General features: G+C 66.3%; 16 protein-coding genes. 7 read left to right on the plus strand and 9 right to left on the minus strand.

From position 1 onward, the window contains the following. The first annotated feature begins 5 nt into the window (after positions 1-5). Both purM and purN read left to right on the plus strand, forming a co-directional pair. Positions 6-1,085, plus strand: coding sequence for a phosphoribosylformylglycinamidine cyclo-ligase (purM, locus tag ACO2RV_RS08520; RefSeq protein ID WP_423291824.1), 1,080 nt, complete (start codon positions 6-8; stop codon positions 1,083-1,085). An 8-nt stretch (positions 1,086-1,093) separates the two neighbouring features. Beyond that, positions 1,094-1,747 carry a phosphoribosylglycinamide formyltransferase gene (gene purN / locus ACO2RV_RS08525; RefSeq protein ID WP_423291826.1) on the plus strand — a complete coding sequence of 218 codons (654 nt, stop codon included), beginning with the start codon at positions 1,094-1,096 and terminating at the stop codon, positions 1,745-1,747. Between the two features lie 12 nt (positions 1,748-1,759). Here the strand turns inward: purN and ACO2RV_RS08530 are convergent, their stop codons facing one another. The 4 genes from ACO2RV_RS08530 to ndk all read right to left on the minus strand — a co-directional run bounded on the left by ACO2RV_RS08530 (position 1,760) and on the right by ndk (position 6,351). After that, positions 1,760-3,847, minus strand: a complete 2,088-nt coding sequence (locus ACO2RV_RS08530) for a molybdopterin-containing oxidoreductase family protein (protein WP_423291828.1) — start codon at positions 3,845-3,847, stop codon at positions 1,760-1,762. An 83-nt stretch (positions 3,848-3,930) separates the two neighbouring features. Beyond that, positions 3,931-4,680, minus strand: a complete 750-nt coding sequence (locus ACO2RV_RS08535; protein WP_423291830.1) for a TerC family protein — start codon at positions 4,678-4,680, stop codon at positions 3,931-3,933. 185 nt (positions 4,681-4,865) lie between these two features. Continuing rightward, positions 4,866-5,567, minus strand: a complete 702-nt coding sequence (locus ACO2RV_RS08540; RefSeq protein ID WP_423291832.1) for a TerC family protein — start codon at positions 5,565-5,567, stop codon at positions 4,866-4,868. Positions 5,568-5,928: 361 nt separating this feature from the next. After that, positions 5,929-6,351 (minus strand): nucleoside-diphosphate kinase, encoded by a 423-nt coding sequence (ndk, locus tag ACO2RV_RS08545; protein WP_423291834.1) that lies wholly within the window; start codon positions 6,349-6,351, stop codon positions 5,929-5,931. Between the two features lie 239 nt (positions 6,352-6,590). Here ndk and ACO2RV_RS08550 point away from each other — a divergent pair, with 239 nt between their 5' ends. Further along, positions 6,591-6,806: a hypothetical protein gene (locus ACO2RV_RS08550; protein WP_423291836.1), complete on the plus strand. Its 216-nt coding sequence runs from the start codon at positions 6,591-6,593 to the stop codon at positions 6,804-6,806. Between the two features lie 238 nt (positions 6,807-7,044). Next, the gene (locus ACO2RV_RS08555; RefSeq protein ID WP_423291838.1) at positions 7,045-7,263 is read left to right on the plus strand and encodes a hypothetical protein; all 219 of its coding nucleotides are present in this window, start codon (positions 7,045-7,047) and stop codon (positions 7,261-7,263) included. 305 nt (positions 7,264-7,568) lie between these two features. Here the strand turns inward: ACO2RV_RS08555 and ACO2RV_RS08560 are convergent, their stop codons facing one another. Then, entirely contained in the window at positions 7,569-8,258 is a 690-nt protein-coding gene (locus tag ACO2RV_RS08560) for an aquaporin (RefSeq protein ID WP_423291840.1), read from the minus strand. A 256-nt stretch (positions 8,259-8,514) separates the two neighbouring features. Between ACO2RV_RS08560 and ACO2RV_RS08565 the strand changes: the two genes are divergently transcribed. Beyond that, complete coding sequence (locus ACO2RV_RS08565; RefSeq protein ID WP_423291842.1) at positions 8,515-9,048, plus strand: DinB family protein; 534 nt, start codon at positions 8,515-8,517, stop codon at positions 9,046-9,048. Between the two features lie 27 nt (positions 9,049-9,075). On the opposite strand, the gene ACO2RV_RS08570 is transcribed toward ACO2RV_RS08565, so the two are convergent. Continuing rightward, positions 9,076-9,894, minus strand: coding sequence for a cyclase family protein (locus ACO2RV_RS08570; RefSeq protein ID WP_423291844.1), 819 nt, complete (start codon positions 9,892-9,894; stop codon positions 9,076-9,078). A 187-nt stretch (positions 9,895-10,081) separates the two neighbouring features. Between ACO2RV_RS08570 and ACO2RV_RS08575 the strand changes: the two genes are divergently transcribed. Further along, positions 10,082-11,953: an ABC-F family ATP-binding cassette domain-containing protein gene (locus tag ACO2RV_RS08575; RefSeq protein WP_423291846.1), complete on the plus strand. Its 1,872-nt coding sequence runs from the start codon at positions 10,082-10,084 to the stop codon at positions 11,951-11,953. A gap of 349 nt (positions 11,954-12,302) precedes the next feature. Here ACO2RV_RS08575 and ACO2RV_RS08580 read toward each other — a convergent pair whose 3' ends face one another. The 3 genes from ACO2RV_RS08580 to ACO2RV_RS08590 form a co-directional block, all read right to left on the minus strand. After that, complete coding sequence (locus ACO2RV_RS08580; RefSeq protein WP_423291848.1) at positions 12,303-13,544, minus strand: porin; 1,242 nt, start codon at positions 13,542-13,544, stop codon at positions 12,303-12,305. A 298-nt stretch (positions 13,545-13,842) separates the two neighbouring features. Further along, positions 13,843-14,289: a DNA polymerase III subunit chi gene (locus ACO2RV_RS08585; protein WP_423291850.1), complete on the minus strand. Its 447-nt coding sequence runs from the start codon at positions 14,287-14,289 to the stop codon at positions 13,843-13,845. Between the two features lie 33 nt (positions 14,290-14,322). After that, a complete protein-coding gene (locus tag ACO2RV_RS08590) occupies positions 14,323-15,831 on the minus strand; it encodes a leucyl aminopeptidase (RefSeq protein WP_423291852.1) in 1,509 nt (502 codons plus the stop codon). A 205-nt stretch (positions 15,832-16,036) separates the two neighbouring features. Here ACO2RV_RS08590 and lptF point away from each other — a divergent pair, with 205 nt between their 5' ends. Then, positions 16,037-17,191: an LPS export ABC transporter permease LptF gene (lptF, locus tag ACO2RV_RS08595; RefSeq protein ID WP_423291854.1), complete on the plus strand. Its 1,155-nt coding sequence runs from the start codon at positions 16,037-16,039 to the stop codon at positions 17,189-17,191. Positions 17,192-17,203 lie beyond the last annotated feature (12 nt).

Below are 17,203 nucleotides of genomic sequence, written 5' to 3' on the forward strand. Positions count from 1 at the left end.
ACGAGATGACCGGTACGGAAAAAGGCCTCAGCTACCGCGACGCAGGTGTCGACATCGACGCCGGCAACCGGCTGGTCGATCTCATCAAGCCGCTGGTCAAGGCGACCCGCCGACCCGGCGCGGACGCCGACATTGGCGGCTTCGGCGGCGTGTTCGATCCCAAGGCCGCCGGCTTCAAGGACCCGCTCATCGTCGCCACCACGGACGGCGTCGGCACCAAGCTGAAGATCGCCATCGAGACCGGCCGCCACGACACGATCGGCATCGACCTCGTGGCCATGTGTGTGAACGACCTCGTGGTGCAGGGCGCCGAGCCGCTGTTCTTCCTCGACTATTTCGCTACCGGCAAGCTGGCCCCCGAGGTCGGCGCCAAGATCGTCGCCGGCATCGCCAGGGGCTGCAAGGAGTCCGGCTGCGCGCTGATCGGCGGCGAAACCGCCGAGATGCCCGGCATGTATGCCGAGGGCGACTATGATCTCGCCGGCTTCTCCGTCGGTGCGGTGGAGCGCGGCGAATTGCTGCCCTCGCCGAATGTCCGGCCCGGCGACGTGCTGCTCGGCCTCGCCTCCTCCGGCGTGCATTCCAACGGCTATTCGCTGGTGCGCCGCATCGTCGAGGTGTCCGGCCTTGCGTGGGACTCACCGGCTCCCTTCGCGCCGGAAAAAACGCTCGGCGAGGCGCTGCTCACCCCGACGCGGCTTTATGTGAAATCAGCGCTCGCGGCCATCCGCGGCACGAGGAAAGTCAAGGCGCTCGCCCACATCACCGGCGGTGGCCTCACCGAGAACCTGCCGCGCGTGCTGCCCAAGCACACGGTCGGCCGCATCGCCCTCACCGGCCTGACCGTCCCGCCCGTCTTCCGCTGGCTGGCGCAAGTCGGCAAGGTGGCGCCGGAGGAAATGCTGCGCGCCTTCAATTGCGGCATCGGCATGGTGGTGGTCTGCGCGCCGGAAGATGCCGAGACGGTGGCCGACACCCTCGCCGATGCCGGCGAGGAGGTGATCCACCTCGGTGCCATCGAGCCCGGCGAAGGCGCTGCGCACACGGTCTATGACGGCACGCTCGCCGTCGACGCCCCGCTCTGAGGCGCGCCATGACCAAGCCCCGCGTCGCCGTCCTCATCTCCGGGCGCGGCTCCAACATGATGTCGCTCATCGAGGCGGCGAGCGAGCCGGGCTATCCGGTGGAGATCGCGGTGGTCATTTCCAACCGCCCCGAGGCCCACGGCCTCGCCCGCGCACAGGCGGCGAACATCCCGACGCGGATCATCGACCACAAGGCCTATGCGGATCGGGCGAGCTTCGATGCGGCGCTCGACGCCGTGCTGGCAGACGAACAGGTCGATTTCGTCTGCCTCGCCGGCTTCATGCGGCTGCTCACCGCCGAGTTCACGCGGAAATGGTACGGCCGGATGATCAACATCCACCCGGCGCTGCTGCCGAGCTTCAAGGGCCTGCACACGCATGAGCGGGCGCTGGAGGAAGGCGTGCGCATCCACGGCTGCACCGTGCATTTCGTCACGCCGGAAATGGATGTCGGCCCGATCATCATGCAGGCCGCCGTGCCGGTGCTGGACGGCGACACGCCCGAGACGCTTGGTGCCCGCGTGCTGGCGCAGGAGCACGTCATCTACCCCGCCGCGCTGCGCCTCGTCACCGAGGGCCGCGCCGCGCTGCGGGACGGGCGCGTCGTGGTCGACGAGTTCGAGCTGATGCCACCGGCGCTGGTGGTGCCGCCGGCCTTCTGAACGCGCGGCCGCCTACGCCCGCTCGATCCGCACCCGGTTGTCGTGGAACGCCGCGCCGCCAAAGGGCGCGACAGGGTCGGCACCGGTGAGGCTGTTGATGCCCCGCCCATTGGCATGCGCGCGGTTCGGCCAGATCGATTCCGCCACCACCACGCCGCGCCGCACGCCGTCGAACAGCCGGGCGTGCAGCAGCGCCTCGCCGCGCGCGCTCGCGATCCGCAGCAGATCGCCCGTGACGATGGCGAGCGCCGCCGCGTCCTCGGGATGGATCATCAGTTCCGGACGCCTCTCGCGACTGATGGAACTCGGCGTCTCGGTGAAGCTGGAATTGAGGAAGGAGCGCGCCGGCGCCGTCACCAGGCGGAACGGGAAGTCTGCCGTCGCCTCCTCGATGACGTCCCAGTGGTCGGGCCACTCCGGCATCTGCGCGTGGTCCCACGTCTTATCCGGCCGGGAAAACGGCACCTTGTCCCAGTCCGGCTTCAGGTGGAATCGGCCGTCCGGCCAGTTGAAGCCCTTGACGTAATGTGCCGTCTCGAAATCCGGCTGGATGTCGATGAAGCGCTTCTGCTCCAGTTCCGCCAGCGTGCCGCGTCCCGTCGCCTGCAGCGTCCAGTCGGCGATGTCGCGCGGGCTCATATGGAAGCCCGCATGCTCGGCGCCGAGCCGCTCGGCCAGAGCGCAGACCACCTCGTGATTGGTGCGGCATTCGCCCGGCGGCTCGACCAGTTTCGGGCCGAGCAGCACATACTGGTTGCCGCCGCCCTGGTAGATGTCGTCATGCTCGGTGAACATGGTCGCCGGCAGCACGATGTCGGCCATGCGCGCCGTCTCGGTCATGAACTGCTCGTGCACGGCGACGAACAGGTCCTCGCGGGCGAAGCCGCGCAGCACCTTGTCCTGATCGGGCGCGACCGACACCGGATTAGTGCTCTGGATCAGCATGGCGGCGACCGGCGGGCCGCCCAGCAGCGCCTCGGGATCGCCGGTCAGGATGTCGCCGATGCGCGACTGGTCGAGCCGGCGCGTCGCGATGCCGGGGATGTCGAGCCCCTCGATCATCTGCTTGTTCCAGCGGAAGATGGCGCCGTTGGTGTGGAAGGCGCCGCCGCCCTCATGCTGCCAGAGCCCCGCGACGGTGGCGATCGAGGCCACCGCATGCATGTTCACCGCGCCGTTGCGCGAGCGGGTGAAGCCGTAGCCGGCGCGGATGAAGGTCTTCGGCGTGCGCCCTATGGCGTGCGCGAACACCTCGATCTCTGCCGCCGGCAGGCCGGTAATCCCCTCCGCCCATTCCGGCGTGCGGTCCTTGAGATGCGCCTCCAGCCCTGCCGGATCGTCAGCGAACGCGGCGAGATAGGCGCGGTCAGCGAGATCGTCGCGGAACAGCACATGCATGATGGCGCAGGCCAGCGCCCCGTCTGTGCCCGGACGGATCAGCAGGGGAATGTCCGCCTGCTCCACGGTGGGCGAGCGATAGACGTCGATGACGGCGATCCTCGCCCCCCGCTCCTTGCGGGCCCGGATGGCGTGCGTCATCACATTGACCTGCGTGGAGACCGGGTTGGTGCCCCAGATCACCACGAGATCGGCCTTGGCAATCTCGCGCGGATCCGGCCCGGCCAGCTTGCCGGTGCCGGCCATGAAGCCGCCCCAGGCCGGGTTGACGCAAATCGAGGAGAAGAAGCGCGAATATCCCTTGGCATGGGTCAGCCGGTTGATGCCGTCGCGCATCACCAGCCCCATCGTGCCGGCGTAGTAATAGGGCCAGACCGCTTCCGCACCGTGGCGCTGCTCGGCTTCGCGGAAGCGGTACGCGATTTCGTCCAGAGCCTCGTCCCACGCGATGGGCGCGAAGTTCCCCTCCCCCTTGGCGCCCATGCGGCGCAGCGGCCGGGTCAGGCGGTCGGCGTGGTTGGCCCGCTCGGCATAACGCGCGACCTTCGCGCAAATGACGCCGGCCGTGTAGGTGTTGGCGCTCGATCCGCGCACCCGGCCGATGCGCCCGCCGGAGATGTCGATCTCCAGCGCACAGGTCGAGGGGCAGTCATGCGGGCAGGCCGAATGGCCGGTGCGGGCGGGGAAATTGTGCTGATTCATGAAAAAGGCGCTCCGCCAGCATCCTAGCGGAGCGCCCCTTCATTTAACACCCTGCGGGACAGACGCCCGGCGAGGCTTCCGGCTCAGTGAGAGCCGACCGCCGCCGCCGAGCGGCGGCTCTTGGTGATCCAGCCGAAGCTGACCACGAAGATCGCGCCAATCACTGCCGCGAGGTAGTGCGGCAGCGCCGCCGGCTTCAGCCCAACCGGATCCTCGGGATCGGCAACCTCTTCCACGAGGCCGCCCGCGAAGCCCTGCATGGCTTCCAGCACGACCTTGTCGCTGACCAGCATCTCGCCGGCGATCCAGCCCAGCAGCGCTGCGCCGAACCAGATGAGGACCGGGAAACGCGAGATCAGCTTCAGGATCAGCTGCGAGCCGAAGACGATCAGCGGAATGGTGAGCAGCAGGCCGAAGATGAACAGTTCGGCATGGCCGCGCGCGGCGGCGGCGATGGCGACGACATTGTCGAGGCTCATCACGGCGTCGGCGATGGCGATGGTGCGCACGGCCTTCCACAGGCTGTCGGCACTCTCTACGTGATGGCCCTCGCCGCCTTCGTCGAGCACGAGCTTGATCGCGATCCAGAACAGCAGCAGCGCGCCGACAACCTTCAGCAGCGGGACGCCGAGCAGATAGGAAACCGCGAGCGCGAACAGGATGCGCAGGCCGACGGCCGCGCCGGCGCCGAGCAGAATGCCCCATTTACGCTGCTTCTCCGGCAGGGAGCGGCAGGCAAGGGCGATCACCACGGCGTTGTCGCCGGAGAGCAGCAGATCGATCCAGATGATCTGGAGCAGCGCCACCCAGAAGATAGGGCTAGTGAAATCCATCGTGTCCTCTCTGGTCGTCGAAGTCGTTTATATCGCCGCGCTAGGATTTCCTGAACCCCTGAACAGTTTTGCCGATAGGCAACTGGCATACTTTATTAAGTACGCCAGTTGCCTGTCCGCAAACTGAAAGCGCCCACGACTTTTGAGAGCCGCGGGCGCCCAGGGAGGGAATCCAGCCCGTCGCGTCAGGCGTGCGGCTCTGCCGAGTGCCCGCCGCGCAGGCGCGTGATGGTCCAGCCAATGGCCAGCACCAGCGCCGCGCCAGATGCCGCCGCGACATATTCGAAGTGGTGGACGACGGCCTCGCCGAAATATTCGAGGACCTTGATGTCCGAGACGAACATTTCGCCCGCAACCCAGCCCAGCAGCGCAGCGCCGGCCCAGACCAGGAACGGAAAGCGCGACAGCAGGCCCATGATCAGCGCGGCGCCGGCAATGATCATCGGGATCGAAATGACCAGACCGAACACGATCAGCGTCCAGTTGCCGTCAGCCACCGCGGCGATGGCGACGACGTTGTCGAGGCTCATGACAAGGTCGGCCACGGCGATGGTGCCGACCGCACGCCACAGGCTGTCATGCGCGGCAACGCCGCCCTCTTCGCCTTCCGCCTCGGGGACGACGAGGTCTACGGCGATGTACATCAGCGCCAGCGAACCGATGACGCGCAGCCAGGGCAGGCCGAGCAACACCGCGATGATGGCGGTGAAGACGATGCGCATGCCGACCGCGACGCCGGCGCCGAGCACCATGCCCGTGCGGCGCATGCGATCAGGCAGCGAGCGGCAGGCCATGGCGATCACCACGGCGTTGTCGCCCGACAAGAGGACGTTGATCCAGATGATCTTCAGCAGCGCTAGCCAGAATAGCGGCTCAAGGTAGTTCATTGATACGGTTTCCCTCACCGCTCGCCTTTCAGGCGAGACTCGATATGGATTATCGGCGTTGGCGCGCCGTGCTACGGTGAGGCAAGAGGAGGTGGCTCCGGCGGGCCCACTCCCGGGCGCTCTTGGCGCGCCAATAACGGCATCCCCGCTGCGGGCCACTTCTCCGTGGCCGGACCCCCGCAGCGCCCATGGCAGCAACATACATAATAATCTATGGGGTGGCCAAGCCTTTGGGACGAAATTTCCTGAGGTAATCGTGCTGCATGCGCACAATGTTGCGCTGCCGTGCAAAAGATAACGCCCCGCCCGGCGGACCGGACGGGGCGCAAACGCAGCGGAAGACGCTGCGAAGACTGGTCAATCAGCCGACGATCTCGTTCCCGGCGAAGAACTGGGCGATCTCGATCGCGGCGTTCTCCAGGCTGTCGGAACCGTGCGCCGAGTTCTCGCCGACCGAGAGGGCGAAGTCCTTGCGGATGGTGCCCTCGGCGGCATTCGCCGGGTTGGTGGCGCCCATCACTTCGCGATACTTGGCGACGGCGTTCTCGCCTTCCAGCACCTGCACGACGATCGGCTCGGAGATCATGAAGTCGACGAGCTCGCCGAAGAAGGGGCGCTCCTTGTGCACGCCGTAGAAGGTCTCGGCCTGAGCGCGGGTGAGCAGGATGCGCTTCTGGGCGACGATCCGCAGGCCGGCCTTCTCGATGTGGCTGTTAATGGCACCCGTCAGGTTACGGCGGGTCGCGTCGGGCTTGATGATCGAAAAGGTGCGCTCGAGCGCCATGACGTTCGTTCCTTGAAGCAGTGGGAAGGATTGGGATTGCGTTTCGCAGCGGCTTATAGCGGCGCCTCCGGGCGCCGACAAGATGACCTCGGAGACACGACCGCGCCGGCCGGCCGATCAACACGGCGTGCGCAGTCGCAACTATCGGGCGGACTCCGCTTGCGGGGGAACCGGTCCGGGAGCATCTGGGTGACCGCGGGACGGCGAGATGTCGGCCGGATCGTTGAGGAAGTTGAGAAATGAAGAAATGGATCCTGCCCGCCCTTGGAGCCGTCCTTCTGCTGGGCGGCGCCCTGCTCCTGCCGCGCATGCCCATGTCGGACAGCAGCGCCGAGGCGGCCAACGTCGTGGCCCCGGCCCAGAATGGCTACCGCACCTGTTTCATCGAGCGGCGGCTTGTGTCCACCGGCATGCCGCGGCTGGAGACGACACGCCGTTGCGTGTTCGACAGCTAGGTATCTTCACGACTTCATGAACAGGCCTTGGAACTTTATCGTCAGTACACACGTTAAGGTCACGTTAACGGACGAGAGAGGCAAAGCACGGATGAACGTAAGCAAAGCGCTTCGTTCGGTTAGGCTGGCTGCAGTAAGCGGCGGGTGGTGCTTGTCTGTGTCCGCAGTTGAGAGTTTTGCGATGTCGAGTTGATGGTCCGGTGGTTCTTCCCACCGGAAGGTGGAAGGGGAACCAGAGATGTTACGGACCGTTGTTCTTAGTGCGATCGCTGCGTTGATGGGTTTTACCGCGCTGTTCGTCGGCGCGGCGTCGGCAACCGGATATTTCAAGCGTCAGCCGGTCGCCGCGACCGTGGAAATACCGGTCGAACCGATCGCAGGGGACTGCGTTATCCAGACCAAGTGGATGAGCGACGCCGGCCGCATGGTGAAGGTCGAGCGGCCCGTCTGCTACTGAACGGAATTCAGGAATAGGCTCGCGGCATCCCACTCCCCCAAGCCCCACGCGAGCCCATACGCCCCGGCTCCTTCCCCCTAAGGAGCCGGGGCATTTTTTTGCTATCCGCCGAGATGAACGGCGGGCAACCGCCCATTCAGCAAATATTGCCCGGCGATGCGCGAGATTGCGGTTGTTCCGGTCACCCGGTACGAGCGACCCCGATCCAGCCCGTTCCCGCCGACCCGGTGCTGCGTTCGGCGCCCCCGGTCCCGCCGCAGAAGCGGGGCCGGGGGCACTGCCCCGGCCGCGCGTGAGCCGTGGATTCAGGCTTCGAGAAGCCGCTTGCGGAACAGCAGGCCGGCGGCGATGGCGCCGATCGGCGGAAAGACGATGAACAGCCAGAGCTGGCTGAGCGCCTGCCCGCCGGCGAACACCGCAGGACCGAGGCTGCGCGCCGGATTGACCGACACGCCCGTCACCGGAATGAACACGATGTGGATGAGCACCAGCGCCCAGCCGATGGCAAGACCGGCCGCCGGCGTGGTTCCCGCCTTGCTGGTCGCGCCGAGGATCACCACCAGGAAGACGAAGGTGGTGACGAGTTCCACGAGAATGGCCGAGCCCATGCTGTAGCCGCCGCCATAACCCTCGCCCCAGCCATTCTGGGCGAAGCCGAGCGTGGCGATGTCGTAGCCGCCGATCTTGCCGCTGACGATCGCGTAGAGCACTCCCGCGCCGAAAACGCCGCCGAGCAACTGCCCGATGATATATCCCGGCAGCTCCGAGGCCGGCAGCCGGCCGGCGGCCCAGACGCCCAGACTAACGGCCGGGTTGATATGGCAACCCGAGATCGGGCCGATGCCATAGGCCATCACTGTCACCGAAAGACCGAAAGCGAAGGCGACGGCGAGGAACCAGACCGGGGAAATCGCCGCATAGCCCGTCACCACGGCGCCGCAGCCGAACAGCACGAGAACGGCGGTGCCGAGAAACTCCGCAACATATTTCTTCATTCGTCACCTGTTGGGCCGCAGATGCACGAAACGAGGCACCCATCCCGTACGCAACAACGCAAGCGGATTCTGATACCGCAGAACAATCTCCGTCAAGCGTGGCGCGTCCCACCCTCGCCTGCTCCCACACGCGGCCCGCGCCAGCCCCGGGATCGCGCCGACGCTATGACAATCATCACCACAGAGAATTGGCCGCGCCGCGAATGTCGGCGCATCATCCACGGGTCCCGCCCAATACCGCCAATGAGTGACCCGCATGAGCGCCGCCGACCTTTTCGTCCAACGCTATCGGACCTTCGCCGCCTATAATGCCTGGGCCAATCGCCGGCTTTATTCCGCGGCGGCGCAGCTGATCGACGCGCAATACCGTGCCAACCGCGGCGCCTTCTTCGGCTCCGTCCACGGCACGCTCAACCATCTGCTGGTGACCGACCGGATCTGGATGCGGCGCATGTCCGGCACCGGCGACGCGCCGACCCGGCTGGATGCAATCCTGTTCGAGACGCTTGCGGAGCTGGTCCCCGCCCGCCAGGCCGAGGACGCACGCATCGCGACCCATGTCGCCGGCCTTAGAGCGGCCGAGCTTTCGGCCGATCTCCGTTACAACAACTCGGCCGGGCAGCCCTTCGTCCAGCCGCTGGCGACGGTGCTCGACCATGTGTTCAACCACCAGACCCATCATCGCGGGCAGGTGCACAGCCTCATCAGCGGCCTTCTGGGAAATGCGGCGACACCCTCGCTCGACCTAGTGCTGTACCAGCGCGAGGCGGGCATCGCCGTTCCAGTGTAAGGTATCGGTCCCACGCCGGCGAGCGGCTCAGACCAGCGCCAGCACCCGGCTCGGCCCGCCGGACGCGCCCTTGATCTTCGGGCCGCCCACCACCAGCGTCGCTCCCTTGGCGGGCAGCATGCCGAGATTGCTCGCCGCCTCCACCCCCCAATGGCCGGAGCCGAGCCATTTGTAGTGAAAGCCGAAGTCCTTGGACGCACCATGGTCCAGGGACAACGTATCCACCACCACGCCGGACACTCCCTTCTGCGCCAGCACCGCGGCGACGTCCGGGTGGAAGCCGGGGAAATGCAGCGTGCCCGTCGCGTCCGCATTGCGGAATTTGTCGGTGGCGACGAACCTGTCCCAGCCGGTATGGAGCCCCACCGCCGCGCCCGGCGGCAGCGGGCCATTGGTAGCCTCATAGGCCGCCAGGTCGGCCGCGATCAGCTGGTAGTCGGGATCGGCCGCCGCCTTGGCCGAGATATCGATCACCGCCAGCGGCACCACCAGTGCCTCGATCGCGATCTGGTCGGCGCTCGGACCATCCTTGGAGAAGTGGAAGGGGGTGTCGAGATGCGTGCCGGTGTGCTCGTTCACCACCCACTCATTCAGGTTGAAGCCGTCCTTGTCGAAGCTGAACAGCTGGCGAATCTCCAGCTGCGGCTTGCCGAAGAAGGTCGGGAAGGCTGGGTCCAGCACATGGGTGAGGTCCACCACCTTGCTGAAGCTCACCGGCGCGGCAAAGGCGCCGGCCACCGGCATCGCCGAGAACGCCGCTGCGGCCGCGGCCATCCCGGCCCCCTTGAACAGCCCCCGGCGCGACAGACGCTGCGCCACCACTTCCTGGCAACCCGGTATGCACATCGCCCTGCACTCCCCGCCTGCTCCATATTACTCTATGTGAATAGTGTACTATCTGACGATTCTGTAAAGCCTGCTGGTACAGAATGCCCCCCCTCGCCCTGTCTGACGCCAAGCTCCCGGCACATGACGCCCCTGCGGGACATTCCGTCTCTTGCCGCTTTGCCAATGGCGCGGCACAAGACGGCGCATGATCACCTTCGACGATATCTCGCTCCGGGTCGCCGGACGCCTTCTCATCGAGCACGCCTCGGTCTTCATCCCCGAGGGCGCGCGCGTCGGCCTTGTCGGGCGCAACGGCACCGGCAAGACCACGCTGTTCCGCGCCATCACCGGCGACCTCTCGCTCGAGACCGGCAATATCCGCATCCCCGCGAGTTCGCGCATCGGTCAGGTCGCGCAGGAAGCACCCGCCGGGCCGGAGCGGCTGATCGACGTCGTGCTGGCCGCCGACACCGAGCGCGCCGCGCTGCTCGCCGAACAGGCAACCGTCACCGATCCCGGCCGCATCGCCGACATCGAGCTGCGGCTCGTCGATATCGACGCGCATTCCGCCCCGGCGCGCGCGGCGCGGATCCTCGCGGGCCTCGGTTTCGACGAGAGCGCGCAACAGCGCCCCTGCTCTGAATTCTCCGGCGGCTGGCGCATGCGCGTCGCGCTGGCCGCCGTGCTGTTTTCCGAGCCGGACCTGCTGCTGCTCGATGAGCCGACGAACTATCTCGACCTCGAAGGCACGCTGTGGTTGCAGGACTATCTCGCACATTATCCCCGCACCGTGCTGATCGTCAGCCATGACCGCGAGCTGCTGAACGAATCCGTCTCCTTCATCCTGCATCTCGACCAGCGCAAGCTCACGCTCTGGCGCGGCGGTTACGATTCCTTCGAGCGCCAGCGGGCGGAGAAGCAGGCACTCGACCAGAAGGCCCGCACCAAGCAGGAAGCCAAGCGCAAGCATATGGAATCCTTCGTGCAGCGCTTCCGCGCCAAGGCGTCGAAGGCCCGGCAGGCCCAATCCCGCCTGAAGGCGCTGGCGCGCATGGCTCCGATCGCCGAGGCGGTGGGCGAGAGCGCAGCGGCCATTTCAATCCGCCATCCCGAGCGGCAGCTCTCGCCGCCGATCATGACGCTTGACGGCGTCTCGGCGGGCTATGACGGCCGCACCGTGTTGCGCAACCTGACATTGCGCATCGACCATGACGACCGCATCGCCCTGCTCGGCCCGAACGGCAACGGCAAGTCGACCTTTGCCAAGCTGATCTCGAACCGGCTCGCGCCGCTGGGCGGCCGTGTCGTCACCGCGGCGGGGCTGGAGATCGCCTATCTCGCGCAGCACCAGCTCGACGAACTGGTGGCGGAGGACACCGTGTACGACCATGTCCGCCGGCTGATGCCGGACGCGCCCGAGGCCAAGGTGCGGGCGCGCGCCGCCGAGATGGGCTTTTCCGGCGAGCCGGCCAATACCCGCATCGCCAGCCTGTCGGGTGGCGAGAAGGCGCGCCTGCTGCTCGGGCTCGCCGCGTTTCGTGGCCCGCATCTGCTGATTCTGGACGAACCGACGAACCATCTCGATATCGCCTCGCGCCAGGCTTTGGTCGAGGCGCTGAACGAATTTCCGGGCGCGGTGATCCTCATCAGCCATGACCGCTCGCTGCTCGACGCAGCAGCCGAGCGGCTTTGGCTGGTCGCCGACGGTACGGTGCGCCCCTATGAGGGCGACCTCGACGAGTACCGGCAGCTCGTCCTGCGCAGATCCGCGCCGAAGGAGCGCAATGTGTCGGCTTCCGATGCGGCGGCGCGCAAGGATACGGCGCCCAAACGTCCGGCTCTTGGACCATTGCGCAAGCAGATCAAGGAAGCCGAGACGGCCATGGCCCGGATGGAAGGTGAGATCGCCAAGCTGGATTCCCGGCTGGCGGCGCCGGGCTTCTATGAGAAAGATCCCCGCGAGGCGGCGCAGCTATCGGCCACGCGCGCGCAAATGAGCGAGAAGCTCGCGACCGAGGAAGAGCGCTGGATCACGCTCTCTGCCGAACTCGAACAGATCGAAGCCGGCAAAATGTGAACGGGGTGCTGGCGCGTCCGGCGCAACCCGCGTTCGCCCGGGGCCTGCCGGACTGAGAGAGCCTCGCCGACGACACCACAGTCGACCCCATTGAGATGCGTTGAACCGCGGGGCTCCGCGCCGCCGGCGGCACGTCGGCTTGCCTCGAATTACGCCACCACAAGCCTGAGGCTGGCCCAAGGCCGGCGTCGATGCGGCGTTCCGACCGGAGAATTCTCCCGCCATTGAGCCATGCCGCTATCGGCCGGGGCCGGCGCGGCGCCGCATCTGCGGACGAATGCGCGGCGCCCAGACAAAAAGAAACCCCGGCACAAGGCCGGGGTTTCCCTCACGTCAGAGACTGACGAGATCAGAACGTGCGACGAACCGACAGGATAACCTGGTTGAAGTTCGAAGAGTTCATGAGGTTGCCGAACTCGTCCTCGATCGGGGAGTCGTAGTTGGCTTCGCCGTAGGTGTACTGAGCCACGAACAGGAGGTTCTTGACCGGCACCCAGTTCAGGCTGGCGCCGACGTTGAACATGTTGAAGCTCGAGGAGTTCGCATCCCAAGCCGCCTCGGGAACGTCCAGCTCGCCGTAGTTGCCGAACAGAACGCCGAAGACCTGCGGGCTGAAGTAGTGGGTCAGCTCGCCGGCGACGGTCCAAGCGGTGGACGTCTCGTAGGTGCCGGTCGCCGGGTTGAAGTAGACGTCGGCCAGCTGGAAGGTGTTCGCCGGGGCATAGCTGCCAGCGATACCGGTGTAGGCAATCGCGCCGTCGCCGTAGGCGGCTTCGATGTACAGGGTGTCACCCTCGCCGAGAGCGTTCAGGTTGAACTTCACGCCACCGAGGACGCCCCAACCGATGTCGTCGCCGTTCTCGCCGCCGAGCAGGTCATAGGTCTCGTCGTTGATCTGACGAACGACGCCCGACACCTGGAAACCGCCCCACTCGCCTTCGTAGTTGAGGTTACCAACCAGGGCGGGGAGATCGGAGCCAGCGTCTTCAGAACCGAAGTCGAGATCGTAGACGCCGTTCGAACGGGTCGAGTCGTCTTCGATCGAGACCGTGGCCGTGAAGCCATTGCCGAAGTCAGCGGTGTAAGCGGCGACGATCGCGTTCTCGTCCGAGGTGAGCTCGATCGAGTCGATACCCCAGACGTTGTTGTCGGCGTAGTAGTCGTAGAACGACTGAACCTTACCGAAGGTGAAGCCGGCGAACTGGATGTAGGCCTTGTCCAGGCTCGGCGAGGTCGACTCACCGTAGGTCAGGCGGTACTCGATGAACGAGCGCAGCGTGCCGTACTCGGTCTGGGTGCGCGCGTCGAGACGCAGGGCGCCACGAGCCAGGAAGTACACATCGTCCTGCGCCTCGCCCGGGAGGTAAGACGTGTCGAGGTAGTTGTAGTCAACCTGGACGAAGCCACCGACCTTCAGGCAGGTGTCCGAGCCGGGGATGTAGTAGAAGCCCGCGCCGTAGGTGGAGCAGATCTTCACGTATTCCGCAGCCTTCGCCTTCACAGGCAGATCGGCCGCCGCAGCAGTCCCGACCATAGCAAGCCCGGCAACCGAGCTCAGCAGTACATTCTTGATGACCGTCTTCAACTTCATTCTCCCCCAAATTGGACCAATGTTGGGTTGCTTGTCAGGACCCACCGCATGTCGCGGCATCCGAGGACGATATTGTTGGAAACGAGGGGGCGGTGCAAAGCCAAAGTGGCCGGAAAGGGGCTCGGGGGGCCATTCAGCAGCGGAGTGTTGCCGTCCAGACACAATTTTCACACGCCCGCCGGCCGGCTTCACTGTTAATTCACCATCTTAAAAAGTCATGATGAATCAAGGCTTAACGGATGGCGGGCTCGGTGGCTGCCGCGGGCGGACATCGGCGGCGCCCTGATCTTGCCGGTATTCAGCGCCGCTGCCAGCGCCCCTCGGCGGACTGCTGCCAATAAGCGACCTCATGGCCGCCATCTTTCGCCGCGCGCCATTGGGCGCGGGCGTTGTCGATCTCTTCCGGGTCGGCGCCGTCGAACAGGTGAATCACGCGCGCGTACGAGGCGATGTCGGGAATCACCGCGCGTTCGACGAGGAATCGCACCTGCGCGCCGTTGGGATTCGATTCCGTCGTGGTGAGGAGAATCGGCTGGCGCGCCGATTCGGGCTGGCGATCGGTGCCGTGCGGCAGGAAAGACGCCTCGTCATAGGTCCACAGCAGATGGTCGAGCGCATCGATCCGCTCGTCGGTGGAAGCCTGCACCACACAGCGCCAGCCGCGTTCGAGGCATTTCTCCAGCAGCTGCGGAAGGGCGGCCTCCATGGGCCGCCCCTGCAGGTGATAGAAGAAGACCTCGGCCATTGCCCCAGCGCCTCGCAGTGCCGCGCCGGCGCGTCAGGATTCGTAGTGCTGCGCGACCATGTGGTCGAGCAGGCGCACGCCCCAGCCGGCGCCCCAGCTCTTGTTGAACTCGTTCGCCGGCGAGGACATGCCGGTGCCGGCGATGTCGAGATGCGCCCACGGCACGTCGCCGACGAATCGCTTGATGAACTGCGCGGCGGTGATCGAGCCGCCGAAGCGCCCGCCGGTGTTCTTCATGTCGGCGAATTTCGAATCGATCATTTTGTCGTATTCGGGCGAGAGCGGCAGGCGCCAGACCTTCTCGCCGGTGGCCTGCCCGGAGGCGAACAGGCGCTCCGCCAGCGTGTCGTCGTTGGAGAACAGGCCCGCATGCTCGGTGCCGAGCGCCACCATGATGGCGCCGGTGAGCGTGGCGAGGTCCACCATGAAGCGCGGCTTGAAGCGCTCCTTGGCGTACCAGAGCACATCGCCCAGCACGAGGCGGCCCTCGGCGTCGGTATTGATGATCTCGATGGTCTGGCCGGACATCGAGGTGACGATGTCGCCCGGCCGCTGGGCATTGCCGTCCGGCATGTTCTCGACGAGGCCGATCAGGCCGACCGCGTTCACCTTCGCCTTGCGGCTCGCCAGCGCGTGCATGAGACCGACGACGCAGGCCGCGCCCGCCATGTCGCCCTTCATGTCCTCCATGCCAGCAGCCTGCTTGATGGAGATGCCGCCAGTGTCGAAGACCACCCCCTTCCCGACGAAGACGACCGGCGCCTCGTCGTCCTTCGCGCCCTTCCAGCGCATGACGACGACGCGGCTCTCCTGGCTCGAGCCCTGGCCGACGCCGAGCAGCGCGCCCATGCCGAGCTTGCGCAGTTCCTTCTCGCCCATCACCTCGACGTCGACGTCGAGCTTGGAAAGGTCGCCGGCGCGCTTGGCGAACTCGGTCGGGGTCAGCACGTTGGCCGGCTCGTTCACCAGGTCGCGGGCGATGACGATGCCGTCGCCGACGCCCTCGCGCTTCTTGAAGGCACGCTTCGCTGCGGTGTCGTCCTCTATATAAAGAGTCACCTTCGGCCGGGCGGTAGCGTCATCCGGCTTCTTCCTGGTCTTGTAGCGGTCGAAATTATAGGCGCGCAGCCGGGCGCCGACGGCAAATTCCGCCGCCGCCTCGGGCGCAACCTCGCCATGCGGAAGGGCGAGCACGACACTCGCCTCCTTCACCGAAGCGGGCAGCTTGCCCATGGCGCTGCCGCCGATCTTCAGCCAGTCGAAAGTGGTGAGTTCAGCGGGCTTGCCGACGCCGACGAGAATGAGGCGGGTGACGGCCAGACCCGCCGGCGCGAGCAGTTCGAGCGTCTTGCCCGCCTTGCCGTCGAAACGGTCCGCCAGCGCGGCGCGGGTGACGGCGTCGCCGGCCGGCGCGAGCAGCGCCTCGACCGCCGGAGCCAGCGCCGGCCCTCCCCCATCCGCCCCTTCGGCCGCGAGAAGCACGACCACGCCTTCGAGCGCGGCGGGGAGCTTGGAGAAGCTGAATTTCACGGTATCGGGCATCGGGGCACCTGGCTTGGCGTCATTCTGAGCCCTCATGTTTAGCCGAATGCGCGTCCGGCGACGAGGCCCGGATGTCGGCATGGTGAAGGGAGCGCCGGCAGCGGCGATTTGCACCGGGCGCCGAGGCCGCTTATTGATCACCCTGCACGATGGTCACGCCGGGGCGGCGGACTTGTCGCTTGGAAAGGATGAGGACCGCCGCTCGATGACCCGACTGGATCGCTATGTGTTCCGTTCGGCCATGGTCGCCTTCGTAGGAACGCTGACCGTGCTCGCCGGCATGATCTGGGTGACGCAGGCGCTGCGCCAGCTCGACATCATGACGACGCAGGGACAGACCATCCTCGCCTTCGTCTTCATCACCAGCCTCGCCTTGCCGGCGCTCATCCTCGGCCTCGCGCCGGCAGCGCTGTTCATGGCGGTCGCGCACACCCTCTTCCGCCTGAACAGCGATTCGGAAATCGTCGTGGCGAGCGCGGCCGGCATTTCCACCTGGCGCTTCCTGCGGCCGCTCGTCTATCTCGCCCTGTTGGTCGCGGCGGGCTGCGCCAGCCTGTCGATCGAGTTGGTGCCAGCGGCGCTGCGCCAGTTCCGCTACGAGATCAGCCAGGTGCGCGCAGACTTCGTCGGCTTCATCGCCCAGCCCGGCCGGTTCACCAACCTCGCGCCGGGCATGGTGTTCAACGTGCGCGAGCGCAACGCGAACGGCGTGCTGGGCGGCATCTTCATCAACGATGCCCGCAACCCGAACGAGGTGAACACCTATCTCGCCCAGCGCGGGCAGGTCGTCGATTCGGCGGACGGCACCTTCCTCATTCTCGAGGACGGGGCGATCCATCGCCGCACCGCCGGCAAGCCGGACACCAATGTCGTCGAGTTCCAGCGCTACGCCTTCGACCTCTCGCCGTTCACCTCGGCCGACAACACCATGTACCGGGCGCCGGAGCGCAGCTTTCGCGAATTGCTGAACCCGGACCCGAACGATCTCGCGTACAAGCTGGACGCGGGCCGGTTCACCGAAGAAATTCATCGCCGCCTGTCGCTGCCGCTCTACGTGCTCGCCTTCTTCGGCATCGCCGTCGCGGCGCTGGCGGAACCGCGCACCACACGCGAGGGACGCGGCCTGGCGCTGGCCGCCACCGCCCCGTTCGTGGTGGTGCTACAGGTCACCAGCTTCGGCCTGATCAACCAGGTGAGAAACAATCCCGACCTCGTACCCCTCGTCTATCTCGTGCCGATCATCTTCATCATCGGTTCGGTGTTGTCGCTTAGCGGCCGCTTCAAGCCCCGCATGCCGCGGGCGATCAGCCTTTATTTCGACCGCATGGCGCAGCGCGTCGCGCGCGCCACGGTGAATTGAGCCCGATCATGC

This window comes from Ancylobacter sp. VNQ12 (genome assembly GCF_049445835.1).
Taxonomy (GTDB): domain Bacteria; phylum Pseudomonadota; class Alphaproteobacteria; order Rhizobiales; family Xanthobacteraceae; genus Ancylobacter.